Origin of the sequence: Microbacterium sp. (assembly GCF_043427715.1) — a bacterium.
GTDB lineage: Bacteria > Actinomycetota > Actinomycetes > Actinomycetales > Microbacteriaceae > Microbacterium.
Genome location: NZ_JBHWTD010000074.1, coordinates 1 through 20958, shown reverse-complemented (window position 1 = coordinate 20958; position 20958 = coordinate 1). Strand labels below are relative to the sequence as shown.

Sequence of the window (20958 nt, the reverse complement as noted above, 5' to 3'; positions counted from 1 at the left end):
CTGTGGCACCCGCGGCCGCCACCGGCGAATCCGTCACGCTCCGCCGCGGTCTTCCGCGTCAGGCGGGCGGCGACGGCTGGCCGCCGGCCGGCACCGTCTCGGTCGCCCCGGTCGTCGCGCCGGCCCCGGGCCCCGCGCCGGCCCCCGCCGATGTGGCACCGGCCGCTGCGAGCACGGCCGAGCCTTCCGCTCCGAGCGCCGCGCCCTCCGCTCCGAGCACCGCGGCACCCGCCGCGGTGGCGGTCCAAGCCGGTCCCCGTGAACCGCTCTCCGAGCGCCGCCTCGCCCACGCGGGCGTCGCGCGGCGCCCGGCACCGACGCCCGAGCCTGAGCGCATCGGGCCGTTCACGAAGCTGCAGTGGGCCGGCATCGTCGTCGTCGGCGGCGCGGGTCTGCTGTACGCGGCCGCGATGGCGGTCTTCGCGGTCCGCTGGCTGCTGAGCCTCGAGCCGATGCAGGACTTCCTGACCACCTACCCGGGCGAGTACCACCTGCCCGAAGGTGCTCCGGTGGGCTTCCCGGCGTGGCTGGGCTGGCAGCACTTCTTCAACGTGTTCCTGATGGTGCTCATCATCAAGACCGGGTTGCAGGTGCGCAACGACAAGCGGCCGAGCGTCTTCTGGTCCTCCAAGAAGGACCGCAAGCGCAAGATGAGCCTCTCGCTGTGGCTGCACCAGTCGCTCGATGTGCTGTGGCTGGTCAACGGCGCCGTCTTCGTCGTGCTCCTGTTCGTCACGGGGCAGTGGATGCGCATCATCCCGACCTCGTGGGAGGTGTTCCCCAACGCCCTCTCTGCCGCCCTCCAGTACGTCTCGCTGGACTGGCCGACGGAGAACGGCTGGGTGAACTACAACTCGCTGCAGCAGATCGCGTACTTCACGACGGTGTTCATCGCCGCGCCGGTCGCTGCGATCACCGGGTACCGGATGAGCGCGATGTGGCCGAAGAACGCGAAGAAGCTCAACGAGCTCTACCCGGTCGAGTGGGCCCGCAAGGTGCACTTCCCGACGATGCTCTACTTCGTCGTGTTCATCGCGATCCACGTGGCACTGGTCTTCGCGACCGGAGCGCTCCGCAACCTGAACCACATGTACGCGGCGCAGGGCTCGGTCGACGGCGTGCAGTACGCCGACAACTGGACCGGCTTCTGGATGTTCGTGCTGTCCATGGCGGTCGTCGTCGGCGCGTTCATCGCGGCGCGGCCCCTCGTGGTGGCACCCATCGCCCGACTGTTCGGCAACGTCAGCGGTCGCTGACCGGCGGCATCCGACAGACAGAAAGTCGACGGCGCGGCATCCGAGTCGGGATGCCGCGCCGTCGAGTCTTGCGATCGTGCATCAGCGCACGAAGCGGACCTCCGTCAGCGTCTCGCCGAGGAAAGGTTCGGTGTGGGTCGCGCCGTCGAGGGTGAACCCGTTGCGGGTGTAGAAGCGGTGGGCGCGGGGGTTGTCCTCGGCGACCCAGAGGTACAGCTCGCTGCCCGGCTCGACGACGGAGTCGAACAGGCGCTGGCCGATGCCGGTGCCGTGCCACGCGTCGAGCAGGTAGATGAAGTACAGCTCGCGGAGGCGGGGAGGTTCGCGGTCGCGGGCGGGGCCGGAGCCGGCGAAGCCCACGATCTCACCGTCGACGAGCGCGGCGACCATGTGGAACTCGGGCCCCTGCTGAGCCCAGTGCGTCCACAGTTCGGCGAGGCGCTTGGGCGAGACGTTCTCGAGCGCGGCCTTGCTGATCAGGTGATCGTAGGTCTCGTGCCAGCACGTGGCGTGGACGCGCCCGAGGGCTTCGGCATCCACATCGCGAACGGGACGGACGACGATGTCGGTCTGGAGTTCGGGTTCCATGGCCAGACTCTACGCACGGCCTGCGGGATCGTGAAATCGGTACGGATGCCGTCGTCGCGACGCCCGGAGCACTGTCGACGTCCGACAACGGATTCGCCGCCCGGTGGTGAAGTGCTACTAGGCTCGCGGCTCGTGAACGTGTGGTGGCGAACCCTTCTGACCCTGATGCGTGCGCGGGTGCTGTACCGCCGCCGCGGCCCCCTCTCGCCTGACACGGTGGGGCGGATCCGTCTACGGACCTTGCCCACGGACATCGACCTGCTCGGCCACATGAACAACGGCCGCTACGCGTCGCTGTTCGACCTCGGTCGGTTCGACCTGCTGACCCGCACCGGCATCTGGCAGACGATGGGCGAGCGCGGCTGGTACGGCGTCGTCGCGAGCGAGACGATCACGTTTCGCAAGTCCCTGCAGCTGTGGCAGCGTTTCACGGTCGAGACCCGGATCATCGGTCACGACGACAAGTCGGTCTTCCAGATGCACCGTGCCGTCGTCGACGGCGAGATCTACGCCGAGATGATCCTGCGGATCCGGTTCCTCCGGAAGGCCGGCGGCATCGTGCCGCTGGAGGAGCTGTTCGACGCGCTTCACCGGCCCGACACCCTTCCCGAGATCCCGCAGTGGATCCACGACTGGGCCGCGGCATCCGCTCTTCCCTCGACCCGTGCCGAGGCGCCGAGCATCTGGCCCTGAGCGTGTCCCGCCCGGGGGTGATCGGGCGGACATAGGCTGTCGCCATGTCGGACCGCACCGCGCCACAAGCGCCCTCCGCCGACCTCGCCGAGCGGGCCATCGCGCTCGCGGAGCGCTGGGTCGCCGAATCCGCCGAGGTCGCCGTCGACCCCGCCGCCGAGCGGCTGGCGGGGGTGCTGAAAGACCCGAACGGGCTGCCGTTCACCCTCGGCTTCGTCGACGGGGTGATGCGACCGGAGTCGCTGACGGCAGCGGCATCCAATCTGCAGCGGGTCGCGCCGCTCGCGCCGGGCTTCCTGCCCTGGTACCTGCGCACTGCCGTGCACGCCGGGGGCACGATCGCGCCCTACCTTCCGGCGCCCACGGTACCGATCGCGCGACGTGTGCTGCGGGAGATGGTCGGCCACCTCATCGTCGACGCGCGGCCCGAGAAGCTCGGCCCCGCACTCGAGCGGCTGCGAGAATCCGGCGCGCGGCTCAACCTCAACCTGCTGGGCGAGGCGGTCCTCGGCGAGCACGAGGCGCTGCGGCGTCTCCACGGCATTCACGACCTCGTGCGCCGCGACGACGTCGACTACGTGTCGGTGAAGGTCTCGGCGATCGCGAGCCACCTGTCGATGTGGGCCTTCGACGAGATCGTCGACCGCGTCGTCGAGCGGCTTCGGCCGCTGTACCTGTCCGCCGCGGAGGACGCCACCTTCCTCAACCTCGACATGGAGGAATACCGCGACCTCGACCTCACGATCGCCGTGTTCACGCGCGTGCTCGACGATCCGCGGCTGCGGGACCTCGAAGCCGGCATCGTGCTCCAGGCGTACCTGCCCGACGCGCTGCCGGCGCTCCGCCGCCTGACCGCGTGGGCGCACGACCGGGTCGCCGCGGGTGGCGCCCGCATCAAGGTGCGCCTGGTCAAGGGCGACAACCTGGCGATGGAGCACGTCGACGCGGTCATGCACGACTGGACCCCCGCGCCCTATCCCACCAAGCTCGACACCGACGCGAACTACGTCCGCTGCCTCGACGAGGCCCTCCACCCCGAGAACACCGCCGCCGTCCGCATCGGCGTCGCCGGTCACAACCTCTTCCACATCGCCTATGCGTGGGAGCTCGCGGGGGAGCGGGGCGTCCGGGACGACATCGAGGTCGAGATGCTCCTCGGCATGGCCCAGGGCCAGGTGCAGGCCGTCGCGCGCGAGGTCGGCCACGTGCTGCTCTACGTGCCCGTCGTCCGGCCCGACGAATTCGACGTCGCGATCAGCTATCTGGTTCGCCGCCTCGAGGAGAACGCGTCGAGCGAGAACTTCCTCTCCGCGGCCTTCGATCTCGCCTTCGACCGATCGATGTTTGTGCGCGAGCGCGACCGGTTCACCGCCTCCGTCGCCCGCGCCGCCGACCGGGATCTCGAGACCGGTCCTCGCCGCAGGCAAGACCGCAGCGCTCCTGCGGCTGACGTGGACGACGCCGTGCTGACCAGGCCAGACCCGGTGGACGCCGGCGGACTGACCGCCGCGGTCCTCGGCATCGCCCGAGGTGCCGATGGAGGATTCGATCCGGACGCCACGCAGCAGGCGCTCCCGGAGGGTCGCCCGCCGCTGTTCGACGGCGAGGCGTTCGTCGAGACCGCCGTCTTCTCGTCCCGCGAATCGGCGGGGGCGGGCGCCCCCGGGTTCCGCAACACCGCTGACACCGACCCCGCGCTCCCCGCCAACCGGGACTGGGCGCGTGCCATCCTGCGCCGCGTGCCCGACTCGCAGGCGGGTGAGACGACCCTCGCCGCAGCACGGGTGGACGACGCGGCGGACGTGGATGCCGTGGTCGAGACCGTCCACCGCGCCGCCGATGCGTGGGGCTCGATGCCCGCCGCCGAACGTGCCGCGGTGCTGCGGAGGGCGGCGCGCACCCTCGAAGCCCGCCGGGCCGAACTCATCGAGGTCGCGGCATCCGAGACCGGGAAGCCGCTCGCCGAGGCCGACGTCGAGGTCAGCGAAGCCGTCGACTTCGCCCGCTACTACGCATCGACGGCGCTCGAGCTCGACAGCGTCAGCGGGGCGGTCTTCGTCCCCGACCGGGTGACCGTCGTGACGCCACCGTGGAACTTCCCCGTCGCCATCCCCGCGGGAGGCGTGCTCGCCGCGCTCGCCGCAGGCTCCGGCGTCGTCTTCAAACCGGCCCCGCAGGCGCGGCGGTGCGCCGCGGTCGTCGCCGAAGCGCTTTGGGAAGCGCTCGCCGACGCCGGGGTGGGGCGCGAGATCCTCGCGTTGGTCGACCTCGACGAGGGCGAGCTCGGACGCCGCCTCATCTCCCATGAGGGCGTCGACCGGGTGATTCTCACGGGATCCTTCGAGACGGCGGCCCTGTTCCGCTCGTGGCGGCCCGATCTCGCCCTGCAGGCAGAGACGAGCGGCAAGAACGCCATGATCGTCATGCCCTCCGCCGACCTCGACCTCGCGGCATCCGATGTCGTCCGGTCGGCGTTCGGGCATGCCGGTCAGAAGTGCTCCGCCGCCTCGCTCGTGATCCTCGTCGGCCCCGTCGCCCGGTCGAAGCGGTTCGCCCGTCAGCTGGTGGATGCCGCGACCTCCCTGCGGGTGGGGTCGCCGTCCGATCCGCTCACCGAGGTCGGGCCGCTTGTCGAGCCGCCCTCCGGGAAGCTCCGCTGGGCCCTCACAACGCTCGCTGAGGGGGAGGAGTGGCTCGTGGAGCCGCGCGAGCTGGACGAACCAGGGCTGGAGGGGCGGCTGTGGACCCCCGGCATCCGCACCGGTGTCCGTCCCGGATCGCGGGTGCACACCGAGGAGTTCTTCGGCCCGGTCCTCGGGATCATGCGCGCCCGTTCGCTGGCGCACGCGATCGAGCTGCAGAACGCCGTCGCCTACGGTCTCACCGCTGGCCTCTACACGCAGAGTCCCGACGACCTTGCGCTCTGGCTCGACCGCGTCGAGGCCGGCAACCTCTACGTGAACCGGGGGATCACCGGCGCGATCGTGCAGCGTCAGCCGTTCGGTGGATGGAAGCGATCCTCGGTGGGCGGCGGCGCGAAGGCCGGTGGCCCCAACCATCTGTTGGGGCTCGGGTCGTGGCGTCCGAGCGCCGGGGCCGGGCATTCCTCGACGCTGCACCTGAAGGGTCTCGACTCCTCGATCACCGCCGTCATCGAGGCCGCGCAGCCGTCGCTCGGCTTCGACGCGTTCGAGTGGCTGCGCCGCGCCGCGCTCTCCGACGCCATCGCGTGGGACCGCGCTTACGGCAAGGTGGCGGACGTCTCCCAGCTGGGCGTCGAGCGGAACCTCTTCCGGTACCGCCCGGCATCCGTGGAGATCCGTGCGACAGCGGATGCCACGCGGCAGACGCTCCTGCGCGTGATCATCGCCGCCGTGCGAGCCCGGTCGTCGTTCACCGTGAGCGTGCCCACCGGGCTGCCGGGAGCGGTGCGGGAGATCCTGACCTCGCTGGACGTGTCGGTCTTCATCGAGACCGACGAAGAGTGGATCGCCCGTATGGCGGCCGTCCCGACGGTCACGTCGCCAGGTGAGGCGGTGCCGCCCCGAGCGAACCGGGTGCGCCTGGTCGGTCCGCCGGCCTCGACGGGCGGGGTGCGCGCAACGCTCGCCACCGCGACAGCGGGGGATCCCGACCTCGCCGTGTACGCCGACGAGGTCACTCAGGCGGGGCGGATCGAGCTGCTCCCCTTCTTGCGGGAGCAGTCCATCACCGTCACTGCTCACCGGTTCGGCAACCCCGACCCCTGGAGTGAGGACGTCATCTGAGGCGCCGGAAGGAAAACAATTTATCTTTCTGGTGCATAAACCTTGGGACGGCCACCATGAGAGCAGCGCTGCTGGGGAGCGCGCTGCGGACCACTCGTTCCAGCTCGGCTGAGCCGACGAGTCTGCGCACGAGACACACCGGGGGGCGTGTCGCCAGGAGACCGAGGATCCCGATCCTCGGTCTCCTCGCATGTGTGCTCAGTACCGAGGATCCCGATCCTCGGTCTCCTCGCATGTGCGCTCAGTCCTGCGGCGGGGCGGAGGCCGTGTCGTCGATCGGCGCCATGAAGCCGTTCACGAGCGCGCGCACGGCGAGACCGAGGAGGGTCCACTGGCCCGTCGGCATCCCGTCGGAGCCGTCGAGGTCGTAGGTCGGGTGCTCGAGCCCCTCCAGCGCGCGGATCGCGAAGCCCTCGGCGATCGCGGCGAGCGCTTCGGAGAAGTCCTCCATGGTGACCCCGTCGCGCATGCGCATGCCGTACGCCGTCATGAGGCGGCCGTACAGGTCGGAGAAGGCCTCGACCGATTCGTGGTGGCGGGCGTGGCTGGCCTCGGTGAGTTCGGGCCAGGTGTCGGCCGTCGTCCGCAGGGCCAGCGCGATGAGGAAGGACTGCGCGTCGAGGAGGTCGGTCGGGTCCGACATGTCGAGGTTCGCGGTGCGCACGTGCGCGAGCGCGGCGGCGCAGATGACCTCGTCGCCGGAGGCGCCCGAGGCGATGAGGTCGGCGATGGCCGCCTGCATGGTGTCGGCGGGGCCGATGACCCGCATCCGCATCATCGCGACGGCGAGATCGCGGTGGTAGTCGGCCTGGTCGGCCCACAGTCGGTACGCCGCGCCCGTCGTGAGCCCGGCCCGTCGGAGCACCTCCTGCAGTCGGATGTGCTGGACGCCTGCGCTCATGCCGCGCTCCAGCAGCATCTGCATGCCGGTGCGCAGCAGCAGAGTGCGTGTCTGTTCCCCCGTGCGACGACTCATGCCCTGCATCCTGTCATCCGTTGCCCGGTTCCGGCGTCGTTTCGGGGCGCCTCTGGCATGATGAGAACCGGCGTGCCCGGGTCGTCGGCTTCCGCACAGCTCCCGCCTGGCCCCTGGACAGCGTCCGCCGCCCTGTCTCTCCGAGGAGCGATCATGTCCGTGCCGGATGACTCCGCCTCGCCGACCCGGATCATGCAGCCGCGCCACTATATGATGTGCCGTCCCGAGCACTTCACGGTGAGCTACCGCATCAACCCGTGGATGGAGCCCGCCGTCCCCACCGACACCGCGAAGGCGGTCGCGCAGTGGCAGGAGCTCTACGACACTTACGTCTCGCTCGGTCACCGGGTCGACCTGATCGAACCCGTCCCCGGCCTGCCGACATGGTCTACACCGCGAACGGCGGCTTCGTGATCGACGGTCGCGCGCTCGGCGTGCGGTTCCGCGTCGACGAGCGGAGGGGTGAGGAACGCCCGTTCATGGACTGGTTCGCGGCGAACGGATTCGAGGTGATCGAGCCCGCCGAGGTGCAGGAAGGGGAGGGTGACTTCCTCCTCGTCGGCGACATCATCCTCGCCGGCACCGGCTTCCGGTCGGTCGGCGACAGTCACCGCGAGCTCGCCGACGTCTTCGCCCGGGAGGTCGTCTCGCTGCGGCTTATCGACCCGCGCTTCTATCACCTGGACACCGCGATCACGGTGCTCGACCCGGTGGAGGGCCCGGGCGGCGTCGCGCGGGCCAACATCGCCTACCTGCCGTCGGCGTTCGACGAACCCTCGCGCCGTGTGCTCGCCGAGCGTTACCCCGAGGCGATCCTCGTCTCCGATGAGGACGGCGCCGTGTTCGGACTGAACGCCGCGAGCGACGGCCGCCACGTCTTCATCTCCCCGCGCGCCACCGGCTTCTCCCGGCAGCTGGCCGAGCGCGGCTACACGCCCGTCCCCGTCGACCTGTCGGAGCTCCTGCTCGGCGGCGGCGGGATCAAGTGCTGCACGCTCGAACTGCGAGGAGGACGATCATGACCGACAGCGCCACCGCCGAGATCATCGAGGCAGAAGAGGCATCCGTCGCCCACAACTACCATCCGCTCCCGGTCGTCGTCTCCCGCGGTGACGGCTCGTGGGTGACCGATGTGGAGGGTCGCCGCTACCTCGACCTGCTGTCGGCCTACTCTGCGCTGAACTTCGGGCACCGGCATCCCGCCCTCGTCGCCGCCGCGACCGAGCAGCTGGGCCGGCTCACCCTCACCAGCCGCGCGTTCCACAACGACAAGCTCGGCGCGTTCGCCTCGGCCCTCGCCGAGCTCTCCGGCAAGGACATGGTGCTGCCCATGAACACGGGTGCCGAGGCTGTCGAGACCGGCATCAAGGTCGCGCGCGCGTGGGCGTACCGCGTGAAGGGCGTCGAGGCGGATGCCGCGAACATCATCGTTGCCGCGGGAAACTTCCACGGCCGCACCACGACGATCGTCGGATTCAGCGACGACCCGCAGGCGCGCGACGGCTTCGGTCCCTACGCGGGTGGGTTCCGGACCGTGCCCTACGGTGACGCGGACGCGCTCGCCGCGGCGATCGACGAGAACACCGCCGCCGTGCTGATCGAGCCCATCCAGGGCGAGGCGGGCGTCGTGATCCCGCCCGAGGGCTACCTCCGTGCGGTTCGCGAAGCGTGCACCGCGAACAACGTGCTGTTCATCGCCGACGAGATCCAGTCCGGGCTCGGCCGGGTCGGCACGACCTTCGCGTGCGAGCGGGAGGGCGTCGTCCCCGACCTGTACCTCCTCGGCAAGGCCCTCGGCGGCGGCATCGTGCCGCTGTCGGCAGTCGTCGGCGATCGTGACGTACTCGGGGTCATCCACCCCGGCGAGCATGGCTCCACTTTCGGTGGCAATCCGCTCGCCGCCGCGATCGGTCTCACCGTCGTCGAGATGCTCGCCTCGGGCGAGTTCCAGACCCGGGCGACCGCGCTCGGGGAGCACCTCCGCGGCCGCCTCGACGCGCTCGTCGGGTCGGGAGTCACCCGGGTGCGCGTCGCCGGCCTCTGGGCGGGGGTCGACATCGATCCCGCCGTGGGCACGGGGCGGGAGATCGCCGAGAAGCTGCTCGGCCGCGGCGTCCTCGTGAAGGACACCCACGGGCAGACCATCCGGCTCGCACCGCCGCTCGTGATCCGCGCCACTGAGATCGACTGGGCGATCGAGCAGCTCACGATCGTCCTCGGCGACTGAGACGCGGCATCCGTCGGCCTGTGTGCCGACGCGACGGAGCGCGTGCGCTGTCAAGAGGAGCTTCGGAAACACTCCGGCAACAGGGCCCCGGCTAGGCTCATCGCATGGGTGACCTCTTCGACGGATACGGCTCTACACTGGCGCCGCGGAAGACCCCGTCCGGGGTGCCGGCCTTTGACGAGATGTTCGCCGAGCCGGCCCACGCCGGAGCGGCCGCGCAGTCGCGTTCGTCGTACCGCGAGCTCTATCAGGCGCTCGCGCAGATGACGCAGGAGGAGCTCCGCGGGCGCACCGAGTCGCTCGCCAGCAGCTACCTCGCGCAGGGTGTCACGTTCGACTTCGCGGGCGAGGAGCGGCCGTTTCCGCTCGACGCCGTTCCGCGGGTCATCGCCTACGACGAGTGGTCGCGGGTGGAGAAGGGTGTGCAGCAGCGCGTCCGCGCGCTCGAAGCGTTCCTCGATGACGCATACGGACACCAGCACGTCGTGCGCGACGGGGTCCTGCCGGCGAAGCTCATCGCCTCGTCGCAGTACTTCTACCGCCAGGCCGCCGGCATCCGCTCCGCCAACGGCGTGCGCATCCAGGTCGCCGGCATCGACCTGATCCGCGACGAGCACGGCGAGATGCGCGTGCTCGAGGACAACGTCCGCGTACCCTCCGGCGTCAGCTACGTCATCAGCAACCGCCGCGTCATGGCGCAGACCCTGCCCGAGCTGTTCGTCTCGATGCGGGTCCGCCCCGTCGGCGACTACCCGAACAAGCTCCTCCAGGCCCTGCGCGCCTCCGCCCCGCCCGGAGTCGACGACCCGAACGTCGTCGTCCTCACCCCCGGCGTCTACAACTCGGCGTACTTCGAGCACACCCTGCTCGCCCGCCTCATGGGCGTCGAGCTCGTCGAAGGCCGCGACCTGGTCTGCCAGGGCGGCAAGGTGTTCATGCGGACCACACGCGGCCCGCGCCGGGTCGACGTGATCTACCGACGCGTCGACGACGACTTCCTCGACCCGCTGCAGTTCCGGGCCGACTCGATGCTCGGGGCCCCCGGTCTCATGCTCGCCGCGCGCCTGGGCAACGTCACGATCGCCAACGCGGTCGGCAACGGCGTCGCCGACGACAAGCTGCTGTACACGTACGTGCCCGACCTCATCCGCTACTACCTGGCGGAGGAGCCGATCCTCAAGAACGTCGACACCTGGCGCCTCGAGGACCCGGGTGCGCTGGAAGAGGTGCTCGACCGCCTCGATGAGCTCGTCGTGAAACCCGTCGACGGCTCCGGCGGGAAGGGCCTCGTCGTCGGCCCCGACGCGAGCCGTGCCGAACTCGACGCGCTGCGCACGAAGCTCCTCGCCGACCCGCGCGGCTGGATCGCGCAGCCGGTCGTCATGCTCTCCACGATCCCGACGCTCGTCGAAGACGGCATGCGTCCCCGCCACGCCGACCTCCGCCCCTTCGCCGTGAACAACGGCGACGAGGTGTGGGTCCTCCCCGGCGGGCTCACCCGGGTGGCCCTTCCCGAAGGTCAGCTGGTCGTGAACTCCAGCCAGGGCGGCGGGTCGAAGGACACCTGGATCGTTGGCGGCGAGGCGCCCTCGCGGGGCGAGTACGGCGGCACGCATCCGTCGCTGGCGGGACTGGTCGCAGAACAGGCGACGCCGACGTCCGCGATCCCGATCATCTACGACGCGCAGGACGAGCCCGCCCACTCCCCGCAGGACCGGCCGCGCAGCACCCAGGAGCAGCAGGAGCAGCAGCAGCAGGGACGCGACGGGGGTGAGTCCGCATGCTGAGTCGCATCGCCGAGTCGCTGTTCTGGATCGGCCGTTACATCGAGCGCTCCGACGGCACCGCCCGCATCCTCGACGTGCACCTGCAGCTGCTGCTGGAGGACCCGTGGATCGATGAGGACACCGCCTGCCGGTCGCTGATGGGCGTGATGGGTACGGCGCCGCGCAGCACCAACGGTCCCGTCACCCGCGCCGATGTGCTGACGCACCTGGCCGTCGACCGCTCGAACCCGTCCTCGATCGCCTACTCGCTGCAGGCGGCGCGCGAGAACGCCCGACGCGCGCGGGAGATCGTCTCGACCGAGCTCTGGGAGACGCTGAACACCACCTACTCCCGGATGCCGCGGCGGCTCAACGACGAGAAGGTGCACGAGTTCTTCCAGTGGGTCCGCGAGCGCGCCGCGCTCGCCGTGGGCATCACCGACAACTCGACGAGCCACGACGAGTCCTGGCAGTTCTTCACCCTCGGCCGCGCCATCGAGCGCACCGACATGACGGCGCGCATGCTCGCGACGAGGTCGCTCACCGAGGCATCGGGGCCGTCGTGGACGACGATCCTCCGCTCCTGCGGCGCGTACGAGGCGTACTTGCGCACCTACCGCGGCATGCCCAGCTCGCAGAACGCGGCGGAGTTCCTGCTGCTCGACCGACTGTTCCCGCGCTCGATCATCCACTCCATCCAGACGGCGGAGCGCTGCATGAGCGCGATCGACCCGGTCGCCGACCGTGTCGGTCACTCGAACACCGTGCTGCGTGCGCTCGGCCGCATCCGCAATGAACTCGAGTACCGACCGATCGAGGAGGTGCTCGCCGAACTGCCCGAGCACATGCAGAGCGTGCAGTCGGTGACGCGGGAGGCCTCCGAAGCCATCCGCGGCCGGTTCTTCCCCACGCACGCCGAACCGAGCTGGATCGGAGAGACCTCATGAAGCGGCTCCGCATCGAACACACCACCGGGTTCGACTACCCCGGCAACGTGGGGGCGTCTTACAACGAGGCGCGGATGCTGCCGACGACGAGCGACAGCCAGTTCGTGCTCAGCTCGCAGCTCGACATCGAGCCGTCGACCGCCGTGAACTACTACGTCGACTACTTCGGTACGAGGGTCGCGACGTTCGACGTCCTCGCTCCGCATTCGGCGCTCCAGATCACCGCGCGCTCGCTCGTCGAGGTGCGCGCCCGGCCGCTGACCCACCCCGACACGTCGTGGGACGCTCTCGCGCGCGACGCGCAGCGCTCCATCGCGACGGTCGAGATGCTCGGCCAGACCGCACGCACCGCCCCGCACGAAGAGGTCGCCTCGATGGCGGCGGCGATCGCCTCGCAGCACGACAACCCCTCGCACGCCGCCCTCGCGATCGCGACCGCGGTGGGGGAGGCCGTCGAGTACGTGCCCGGGGTGACCGAGGTGCACTCCACGGCCGCCGACGCGTGGACCGAGCGCAAGGGCGTCTGCCAGGACATGGCGCACATCGCCCTCGGCGCCCTGCGCTCCGTGGGCATCCCGGCCCGGTACGTCTCGGGCTATCTGCACCCGAATCCGACCGCCGAGGTGGGAGTCCCGGTCGTCGGCGAATCTCACGCGTGGATCGAGTGGTACGCCGGGTCGTGGCACGGGTTCGACCCCACCAACGACGCCGAGATCGGCGATCGCCACGTCACCGTCGGCCGCGGGCGCGACTACAACGACGTGCCGCCGCTGCGCGGCGTGTACGCCGGTCCGTTCAAGAGCAAGCTCGCCGTGCAGGTGCTGATCACGCGCGAAGCGTGACCGCCGGCCCGGTTCAGGCGGGACTGTCGTCGGGGTCGAGCGTCTTGAGCATGTCCTCCTCGACGGCGTTGTCCGCGTCGAGCTGAGACTCGGTGTTCTCATCGCCGCCGGCGGGGTTGTCCTGCTCGGGGGTGGCGTCGTGTCGATCGGTCATGACGAGCACGCTACGCGGGCCTTGGCGCGGCATCCGCCCTCTTGACAGGCGGCATCCGATCGTCGTCAGCTCCGGCTGCGGGATCCCGCCTCATCGGGCACGCGGATCGGGGTGGTCCCGGCGACCTCGTCGCTGAACTCCTCCGGCGCGACGACCGTGATCGGCCGGGTCTCGGCGATCGTGAGGGCGAAGCGCCGGTTCTCGTGGCGACGCAGGCGTCCCGAGACGATGAGCCAGGTCAGGCCGATGCCGAAGGCGAGCAGGGCCGCGCCGGCGCCGACGAGGATCGCGGCGCGGGGGCCGAAGGCGTCGGCGGCCCAGCCGATGATCGGCGCGCCGAACGGGGTTCCTCCCATGAGGATCGCCATGTACAGCGCGAGCACCCGGCCGCGGAGGGTCGGTTCGGTCGTCGTCTGCACGTAGCCGTTCGCGGTCGTGAGGATCGTGACGGTCGAGAACCCGATGAACACGAGGGTGACGGCGTACAGCCCGTACAGCGGCATGACGGCGGACAGGACGGATGCCGCGGCGAACAGCCCGAGGCCGATGATCACGACCCGCAGCCGCGCCCGATCGCGCCGCGCGGCCAGCAGGGCGCCCGCGAGCGAGCCGATCGCGAGGATCGAGCTGAGGATGCCGTATCCGTCGGCCTCCTGGCCGAACTCGAGCGCCATCGTCGACGCCAGGATCGGGAAGTTCATGCCGAACGCGCCGAGCAGGAACACCATGATGAAGATGACGACGAGGTCGGGGCGCCCCTTCACGTAGCGGAGGCCGTCGGCCATCTTCGCGGCGCTGCGCATCTTCGGGCGCGGGGTGAGTTCGTCCACCCGGATGAGGGCGAGCGCGATGAGCATCGCGAGGAACGTGGCGCCGTTGAGCAGGAACACCCAGCCGGTGCCGACGGCGACGATCACGAAGCCGGCGACGGCGGGACCGATCATGCGCGCCGTGTTGAAGGATGCCGCGTTCAAGGCGACCGCGTTCGACGCGTTCTCGTGGGCGACGAGGTCGGAGACGAACGCCTGACGGGCGGGGTTGTCGAAGGCGGAGACGACGCCGAGGCCGAAGGCGAACGCGTACATCGTGAGGAGGTTCATCGACCCCGTCAGCAGCAGCGCGCCGATCACGATGCCGAGGCCCATCAGGAGTCCCTGCGTCACGAACAGCAGGCGGCGTCGGTCGAAGCGGTCGGCGACCCACCCTGTCAGCCCGACGAGCAGCAGCGGCGGCGCGAACTGCAGGGCCATCGTGATGCCCATGGCGGTCGCGTCGTTGTCGGTCAGCTGGGTGAGCACGACCCAGCTGAGGGCGGTCGCCTGCATCCAGGCGCCGATGTTGGAGACGAGGGCGCCGATGAACCAGACGCGGTAGTTGAAGACGGAGAACGAGCGGAACATCGCCGGTTGCGTACGGGTCATCGGGCGGCGACCTCCTGCATGATCGCGGCGGCGTCGGCGAGGGTGGCCCGCTGGCGGACGGTGAGCTCGGCGAAGGCGGCCTCGAGCCACGAGTCCCGGCGGCGGATCGTCTCGATGACGACGTCGCGGCCGGCGCCGGTGAGGTCGATGTTGACCTTGCGGCGGTCGGCTTCGTCGGGCGTCCGCGTCAGGTAGCCGATCTCCTCGAGCCCGTTCACGGTGCGGTTCATCGAGGGGGCGGAGACGCGCTCGCGGTCGGCGAGTTCGCCGAGGGTGTGCGGGCCGTGCACCTTGAGGGCGGCGAGGACGGCGAACTGCGCGTCGCTCATCGTGTCGACGGCGCGCTGGGAGCGGAGCCTGCGGGCCAACCGGAAGGTGGCCATGCGGAAATCGGATGCCGCGTGTGCGAGGTCATCCGATTCGGAGGTGCGAGGGGGGGTCGAAGAGGTGCTCATCAGTTTCGTTAGCTTAGCTCATTAGTCTGGCTAAACGCTCGTAGCGCGTGAGCATCACGACTCCGTGCCCCATAGGATTCCCTTCATGCCCGAGTTCATCGATGCACACGGCATCGCGATCGTCTACGACGTCCATCCCGCCGCCGGCACCCCTCGCGGGGTCGTCCAGCTCCTCCACGGGGTGGGGGAGCACGCAGGACGCTACGCCGCGGTCATCGAGGCGCTCGTCGCCGACGGCTTCACCGTGTACGCCGACGACCACCGGGGGCACGGGCGCACCGGCATCCGTCAGCACGGCGAAGATCGCGCGAAGCTCGGCAAACTCGGCCCGGGCGGACTGCGCGCGGCGGTCGCCGCCTGTCGGCAGTTCACCGGAATCATCCGCGCCGCGCACCCCGGTCTGCCGCTGGTGCTCCTCGGCCACTCGTGGGGGTCGTTCCTCGCGCAGATGCTCGTCGACGACGACCCCGCCGCCTACGACGCCGTGGTGCTGTCGGGATCGGCGCTGCGGTGGCCGGGCGACCTCAATGCCGCCCCCCTGAACGCGAGATGGGCGGGGCCGGATGCCACGGGCGTCGAATGGCTCTCCAACGACCCGGCCGTCGGGCAGGCGTTCCTCGACGACCCGCTCACGACGACCGTGCCGCTTCTGAAGCTCTTCGGTCCGCTCGACGCGGCGCGGCTGTTCGGCAAGCCCCGCCGTGACCTGGGTGTGCGGCTGCCGGTGCTGCTGATGGTGGGAGGCGACGACCCGGTCGGTGGTCCGCGGAGCGTCCACCGGCTCGCAGACGCGTACCGCACCCGCTCGGGCCTGACCGATGTGACGACGCTCGTCTACCCCGGCGCGCGCCACGAGATCTTCAACGATCACTGCGCCCCCGAGGTGCGCGCCGACCTGCTCGCCTGGCTCGACGCCCGCATCGGGCGTCGCGACTGACGGGGGAGAATGGTCAACATGCACGGCGAGTACAAGGTCCCAGGCGGCAAGCTGGTCGTGGTCGATCTCGAGGTGGCCGACGGCCGCATCGCGGATTTCCACTTGGCCGGCGACTTCTTCCTCGAACCCGATGACGCCCTCGCCGACATCGATGCGGCCGTCACCGGGCTGCCCGTCGAGGCCGACGTCGCGACGATCGCGGCCGCAGTGCGCGCGGCGCTCCCCGCCGGCGCGCAGCTGCTGGGCTTCACACCCGAAGCGGTCGGCACCGCCGTACGGCGCGCGCTCATCGTCGCGCCCGGGTGGACCGAGTTCGACTGGGAGATCATCCACGAGAAGGCGGTTTCGCCGGCGATGAACCTCGCCCTCGACGAGGTGCTCACCACGCGGGTCGGCGACGGTCGCCGCACCCCCACCCTCCGCATCTGGGAGTGGGACGCGTCGGCGGTCGTGATCGGGTCGTTCCAGTCGCTGCGCAACGAGGTCGACCCCGAGGGAGCCGCCCGCCACGGCTTCGATGTCGTGCGCCGGATCTCCGGCGGCGGGGCGATGCTCATGGCCGCGGGGTCGATCATCACGTACTCGCTGTACGTCCCCGCCGAACTCGTCGCCGGCATGACGTTCGCCGACTCCTACGCGTTCCTCGACGACTGGGTGCTGCACGCGCTGCGCGCCGTCGGGATCGAGGCCACCTATCAGCCCCTCAACGACATCGCCTCGCCGAAGGGGAAGATCGGCGGTGCTGCACAGAAGCGTCTCGCCAACGGGGGAGTGCTCCACCACGCGACCCTCAGCTACGACATGGACGGCCAGGTGCTGACCGAGGTCCTTCGCATCGGGCGCGAGAAGCTGTCGGACAAGGGCACGACCTCGGCCGCGAAGCGCGTCGACCCCCTCCGGAGCCAGACGGGCATGCCCCGCGCCGAGATCATCGAGCGGATGAAGGAGACCTTCACCTCTCTCTACGGCGCGAAGCCGGGCGTGATCAGCGCAGAGGAGTACGCCGAGGCGGAGGCGCTGGTCGCGTCGAAGTTCGCGACGGACGCCTGGCTGCAGCGCGTTCCGTGACCGTCGAGATCCACCAGGGCGACAACCTCGAGGTCGCGCGGCGGCTGCCGGACGCGTCGTTCACGCTCGTCTACCTCGATCCGCCGTTCAACACCGGCCGGACGCAGGAGCGGGCCATCGAGTCGGCGACGCGCGTCGCGTCCACAACTCCTCAAGATTCGCACGCCCCGACCGGCGCACCCGCGGAATTCCGCGGGGAGGGCGACGACGGCGGCACGGATATGAGGAGTTCTGCACCGGCAGCGCCGTTGCCGCCGCTCGTCCCCGACCCGGGCGCACCGGTGAAGGGCGGCTTCCGCGGGTCCTCGTACGCCCGCACGCGCGGCGCGCTGCGGCTGTACGACGACCGGTTCGACGACTACTGGGGGTTCCTCGAGCCGCGGCTGCGGGAGGCCTGGCGGCTGCTCGCCGACGACGGCACTCTCTACCTGCACCTCGACTACCGCGAGGCGCACTACGCGAAGGTCATGCTCGACGCGGTGTTCGGCCGCGACTGCTTCCTCAACGAGCTCATCTGGGCGTACGACTACGGCGCGAAGAGCCGCAAGCGCTGGCCCAGCAAGCACGACACGATCCTCGTGTACGTGAAGGACCCGGCCGGGTACTTCTTCGACTCCGAGGCGGTCGACCGCGAGCCGTACATGGCGCCGGGGCTCGTCACGCCCGAGAAGGCCGCCCGCGGAAAGCTCCCCACCGACGTCTGGTGGCACACGATCGTCCCGACCTCCGGCAGGGAGAAGACCGGCTACCCGACGCAGAAGCCCGAGGGCATCCTCCGCCGCATCGTGCAGGCGTCCTCCCGGCCGGGAGACCGCGTGCTCGACCTGTTCGCGGGCTCGGGCACGACCGGTGCCGTCGCCGACGCGCTCGGCCGCGACGCGGTCCTCGTCGATCACAGCCCGGAGGCGCTCGCCGTGATGCAGAAGCGGATCCCGGCCGCGAGCGTCGTCGGCTGAGCGCGCTACGCCCGCAGGAGGTCTGCGTCGACATCCGGCCCCCCTGTTTCGGGACCTGGCCGCTCCGCGCCCGAGGTCCTCGTGTGCGCCCATCGTGCCATGGGAGCGGGTGGGCGCGCGAGAGTCGCCGCCGCCCGGTCTACTCCTGGGCGAGGAACGCGAGCAGGGCCTCGTTGACCTCATCGCCGTGGGTCCAGAGGAGCCCATGGGGTGCGCCCTCGATCTCGACGTATGTGGCATCCGGCAGCAGATCGCGGAATCGCCGCGCCGTCGCGTCGATCGGGAGGACGTTGTCGGCGGTCCCGTGGACGATGAGCGACGGCACCGTGATCTCGGGGATGTCACCGCGGAAATCGGTGGACCAGGTGAGTGGCGCGGCCGCGATCGCGGCGTTGCCGGCCTGGTTCGCGACGGCCACCGATGCGTCGACCGCCTCCTGCGAGATGCGCGACCCGAGCAGGTCGTCCAGGTTGTAGAAGTCGCGGAAGAACCCGGTGAGGAAGGCGTAGCGGTCGTCGCGAACGGCCTGTGCGGTGCCGTCGAAGAACGCCTGGTCGCCGGCGCCGTCAGGGTTGTCGTCGGTGATGAGGAGGTATGGCTCGAGCGAGCCGAGGAAGGCGGCCTTCGCGATGCGGGAGCTGCCGTACCGCGACAGGTAGCGGGCGATCTCGCCGGTTCCCATCGAGAACCCGACGAGGACGGTGTCGGTCAGGTCGAGCTCCTCGAGGAGGGAGTGCAGATCGGCCGCGAAGGTGTCGTAGTCGTAGCCGGATGCCGTTTTGGTCGACGCGCCGAAACCGCGGCGGTCGTACGCGATGACGCGGTAGCCGGCGTCGAGCAGGGCTGCCTGCTGCTTGCCCCAGGACTCGCCGTTGAGGGGGAAGCCGTGGATGAGGACGACCGCCTGCCCGTCGCTCGGGCCCTGGTCGGTGTAGAAGAGTTCGACGTCGACCGAGTTCTCGGTCGCCACGGTGATGTACGCCACGGTGCGGCTCCTTCCGGCCGGGACGATCCCGGCGTCGTGTCCGACGCTACGGCGCTGTGCGGCTGCGCTCCACGGGTTGACGCGGTCGTCGACCGATGTTCACCGGCGCGTCCCGGTACCGTGGCCGTATGGCCGAGATCGATCTCAACGCGGACCTGGGGGAGACGGTCGACGGCGTTCCGACGGCTGACGATGAGGCGATGTTCGCCGTCGTCTCCAGCGCATCGGTCGCGTGCGGCGGACACGCCGGGGATGCCGCGTCGATGCGCTCCGCGGTCACCCGTGCGAGGGCTGCGGGCGTCGCGGTCGGCGCGCATCCGTCCTTCCTCGACCGGGCCGGCTTCGGTCGCACGGCGCTCGCCGTCGCGCCGGAGCTGCTCCGCGAGCAGGTGCGTGATCAGATCAGCGCGCTCGCCGAGGCCGGCGCCGACCTCCGCTACGTCAAACCCCACGGCGCGCTCTACCACGTCGTGTCCGCCGACGCGGAGGCCGCGGCGGCGGTCGCTGAGGCGGTCGCCGACGTCGCGCGCGCCCTCGGGCGCACGCTGCCCGTCCTCGGCCTCCCCGGGGAGATCGTGCGAGCAGCGGATGCCGCCGGTCTCCCGTTCGTCCATGAGGCGTTCCTCGACCGCGGCTACCTCCCCTCCGGTGGGCTCGTGCCCCGCTCCCAGCCCGGCGCACTGCTCGATGACCCGGTGGTGGTGGCGGAGCGCGCCGTCCGTCTCGCCACCGAGGGGATCGTCGAGGCGGTCGACGGGTCGCTGATCGCGGCGGACGCGGCATCCCTCTGTGTCCACGGCGATTCGCCCGGCGCCGTCGAGATGGCTCGGGCGGTGCGGGCGGCCCTCGACGCCGCGGGGGTCGTCGTGCGCGCGCCGTGGTGATCCGCCCGTTCGGCGAGCACGCGCTGCTGGCCGACGTCGACTCCCTCGGCGAGGTGCTCGACCTGCACCGGAGCCTGCGCGCGACGCGCCCCTCAGGCGTGGTCGATCTCGTCCCCGCAGCGCGAACCGTGCTCGTCCGCGTCGACCCGCGGGCGCTTTCGCTCGCGGCGGCTCGCGCCTGGGTCGAAGGAGCGGATGCCGCGCCTCTCGCAGCCGAGGTGGCCGCGGCGGAGACGGTCGACGTGCCGATCGTCTACGACGGGGAAGACCTGCGCGACGTGGCATCCGCTCTCGCCGTCTCGGTCGATGCCCTCGTCGCTCAGCATTCCGGGGCGAGCTGGACGGTGGCGTTCACCGGGTTCGCGCCCGGGTTCGGGTACCTCGTCAGCGACGACTGGCCGTACGACGTGCCCCGGCTGGAGAGCCCTCGCACACGGGTGCCGGCGGGATCGGTGGGACTCGCGGGCGAGTTCAGCGGCGCGTACCCGCGCGACACACCCGGCGGCTGGCAGCTGATCGGGACCACGACCGCCACCCTGTTCGACCCTGCGGCGGCGCGCTCGTCTCTGCTGCGTCCGGGAGACCTCGTCCGGTTCCGGCCGGCGCGCGCGAGCGTGGCGACAGGGGACCCGGCCGCGCGGCTCGGAGAGGTGGAGGGGCGGAGCTCGGGTGGCCAGGCCCGGCACGAGGAGCAGCGCTCCCTCGCCGATGCGTCGCCGGACGCCGCTCTCACGGTCCTCGCCGCCGGCCCGCTCACCACGGTCCAGGATCTCGGGCGCCCGGGTCACCTCGCGGAAGGGGTCGCGATCTCCGGCGCCGCCGACCGCGGGTCCCTCCGCATCGCGAACCGCCTGGTCGGCAACGATGAGGGTGCGGCCGCGCTGGAGATCACGCTCGGCGGGTTCCGCGCCACCGCGCACCGTGACCTGTGGATCGCCGTCACCGGCGCGTGGGGACCGCTGCGCATCGCCGGCCGGGCCGTCGACCCGTTCCGCGCCCACCTGTGGCCCGCGGGCACCGACCTCGAGGTCAGAAT

18 protein-coding genes and 1 pseudogene are annotated in these 20958 nt (G+C 70.8%); 13 read left to right on the top strand and 6 right to left on the bottom strand.

Annotated elements, in window-relative coordinates; genetic code table 11:
- The coding region (locus ACHFGS_RS08085) for a cytochrome b/b6 domain-containing protein (protein WP_394289341.1) at positions 1 to 1256 on the top strand (1256 nt) is incomplete at its 5' end.
- 81 nt (positions 1257 to 1337) lie between these two features.
- Here ACHFGS_RS08085 and ACHFGS_RS08080 read toward each other — a convergent pair.
- Positions 1338 to 1844, bottom strand: a complete 507-nt coding sequence (locus tag ACHFGS_RS08080; RefSeq protein ID WP_394278295.1) for a GNAT family N-acetyltransferase — start codon at positions 1842 to 1844, stop codon at positions 1338 to 1340.
- Between the two features lie 132 nt (positions 1845 to 1976).
- Here ACHFGS_RS08080 and ACHFGS_RS08075 point away from each other — a divergent pair, with 132 nt between their 5' ends.
- Together ACHFGS_RS08075 and ACHFGS_RS08070 are read left to right on the top strand one after the other, a co-directional pair.
- Entirely contained in the window at positions 1977 to 2537 is a 561-nt protein-coding gene (locus ACHFGS_RS08075) for an acyl-CoA thioesterase (protein WP_394278294.1), read from the top strand.
- 44 nt (positions 2538 to 2581) lie between these two features.
- Positions 2582 to 6304, top strand: coding sequence for a proline dehydrogenase family protein (locus ACHFGS_RS08070; RefSeq protein ID WP_394289340.1), 3723 nt, complete (start codon positions 2582 to 2584; stop codon positions 6302 to 6304).
- 241 nt (positions 6305 to 6545) lie between these two features.
- Here the strand turns inward: ACHFGS_RS08070 and ACHFGS_RS08065 are convergent, their stop codons facing one another.
- Positions 6546 to 7280 (bottom strand): hypothetical protein, encoded by a 735-nt coding sequence (locus ACHFGS_RS08065; RefSeq protein WP_394278293.1) that lies wholly within the window; start codon positions 7278 to 7280, stop codon positions 6546 to 6548.
- Between the two features lie 153 nt (positions 7281 to 7433).
- Between ACHFGS_RS08065 and ddaH the strand changes: the two are divergent.
- From ddaH to ACHFGS_RS08040, 5 genes and pseudogenes are all read left to right on the top strand, one after another.
- Positions 7434 to 8302, top strand: a pseudogene (gene ddaH / locus ACHFGS_RS08060) (dimethylargininase).
- On the top strand, positions 8299 to 9507 hold the full coding sequence (gene rocD / locus ACHFGS_RS08055) for an ornithine--oxo-acid transaminase (RefSeq protein WP_394278292.1): 1209 nt from the start codon (positions 8299 to 8301) through the stop codon (positions 9505 to 9507). Before ddaH ends, rocD begins: the two are co-directional and overlap by 4 nt.
- Positions 9508 to 9611: 104 nt before the next feature.
- On the top strand, positions 9612 to 11294 hold the full coding sequence (locus ACHFGS_RS08050; protein WP_394278291.1) for a circularly permuted type 2 ATP-grasp protein: 1683 nt from the start codon (positions 9612 to 9614) through the stop codon (positions 11292 to 11294).
- Positions 11288 to 12220, top strand: coding sequence for an alpha-E domain-containing protein (locus ACHFGS_RS08045; protein WP_394278290.1), 933 nt, complete (start codon positions 11288 to 11290; stop codon positions 12218 to 12220). The genes ACHFGS_RS08050 and ACHFGS_RS08045 overlap by 7 nt, the downstream gene beginning before the upstream one ends.
- On the top strand, positions 12217 to 13062 hold the full coding sequence (locus tag ACHFGS_RS08040; RefSeq protein ID WP_394278289.1) for a transglutaminase N-terminal domain-containing protein: 846 nt from the start codon (positions 12217 to 12219) through the stop codon (positions 13060 to 13062). Before ACHFGS_RS08045 ends, ACHFGS_RS08040 begins: the two co-directional genes overlap by 4 nt.
- A gap of 13 nt (positions 13063 to 13075) precedes the next feature.
- On the opposite strand, the gene ACHFGS_RS08035 is transcribed toward ACHFGS_RS08040, so the two are convergent.
- From ACHFGS_RS08035 to ACHFGS_RS08025, 3 genes are all read right to left on the bottom strand, one after another.
- Positions 13076 to 13216, bottom strand: a complete 141-nt coding sequence (locus ACHFGS_RS08035) for a hypothetical protein (RefSeq protein ID WP_394278288.1) — start codon at positions 13214 to 13216, stop codon at positions 13076 to 13078.
- Positions 13217 to 13281: 65 nt separating this feature from the next.
- Positions 13282 to 14637, bottom strand: coding sequence for an MFS transporter (locus tag ACHFGS_RS08030; protein WP_394278287.1), 1356 nt, complete (start codon positions 14635 to 14637; stop codon positions 13282 to 13284).
- On the bottom strand, positions 14634 to 15092 hold the full coding sequence (locus ACHFGS_RS08025; RefSeq protein ID WP_394278286.1) for a MarR family winged helix-turn-helix transcriptional regulator: 459 nt from the start codon (positions 15090 to 15092) through the stop codon (positions 14634 to 14636). The genes ACHFGS_RS08030 and ACHFGS_RS08025 overlap by 4 nt, the downstream gene beginning before the upstream one ends.
- Positions 15093 to 15177: 85 nt before the next feature.
- Here ACHFGS_RS08025 and ACHFGS_RS08020 point away from each other — a divergent pair, with 85 nt between their 5' ends.
- Genes ACHFGS_RS08020 through ACHFGS_RS08010 form a run of 3 tightly spaced genes read left to right on the top strand, consistent with a single transcriptional unit; the run spans position 15178 to position 18053 of the window.
- Positions 15178 to 16029: an alpha/beta fold hydrolase gene (locus ACHFGS_RS08020; protein ID WP_394278285.1), complete on the top strand. Its 852-nt coding sequence runs from the start codon at positions 15178 to 15180 to the stop codon at positions 16027 to 16029.
- Between the two features lie 18 nt (positions 16030 to 16047).
- Positions 16048 to 17097 carry a biotin/lipoate A/B protein ligase family protein gene (locus tag ACHFGS_RS08015; RefSeq protein WP_394278284.1) on the top strand — a complete coding sequence of 350 codons (1050 nt, stop codon included), beginning with the start codon at positions 16048 to 16050 and terminating at the stop codon, positions 17095 to 17097.
- Positions 17094 to 18053, top strand: a complete 960-nt coding sequence (locus tag ACHFGS_RS08010) for a DNA-methyltransferase (RefSeq protein ID WP_394278283.1) — start codon at positions 17094 to 17096, stop codon at positions 18051 to 18053. Before ACHFGS_RS08015 ends, ACHFGS_RS08010 begins: the two co-directional genes overlap by 4 nt.
- Positions 18054 to 18192: 139 nt before the next feature.
- Here ACHFGS_RS08010 and ACHFGS_RS08005 read toward each other — a convergent pair whose 3' ends face one another.
- Positions 18193 to 19038, bottom strand: coding sequence for an alpha/beta fold hydrolase (locus ACHFGS_RS08005; RefSeq protein WP_394278282.1), 846 nt, complete (start codon positions 19036 to 19038; stop codon positions 18193 to 18195).
- Positions 19039 to 19166: 128 nt separating this feature from the next.
- Between ACHFGS_RS08005 and pxpA the strand changes: the two genes are divergently transcribed.
- Positions 19167 to 19922: a 5-oxoprolinase subunit PxpA gene (gene pxpA, locus ACHFGS_RS08000; RefSeq protein WP_394289339.1), complete on the top strand. Its 756-nt coding sequence runs from the start codon at positions 19167 to 19169 to the stop codon at positions 19920 to 19922.
- Positions 19919 to 20958, top strand: a 1040-nt coding sequence (locus ACHFGS_RS07995; protein ID WP_394289338.1) for a carboxyltransferase domain-containing protein, incomplete at its 3' end; no start/stop codon positions are given. The genes pxpA and ACHFGS_RS07995, both read left to right, overlap by 4 nt.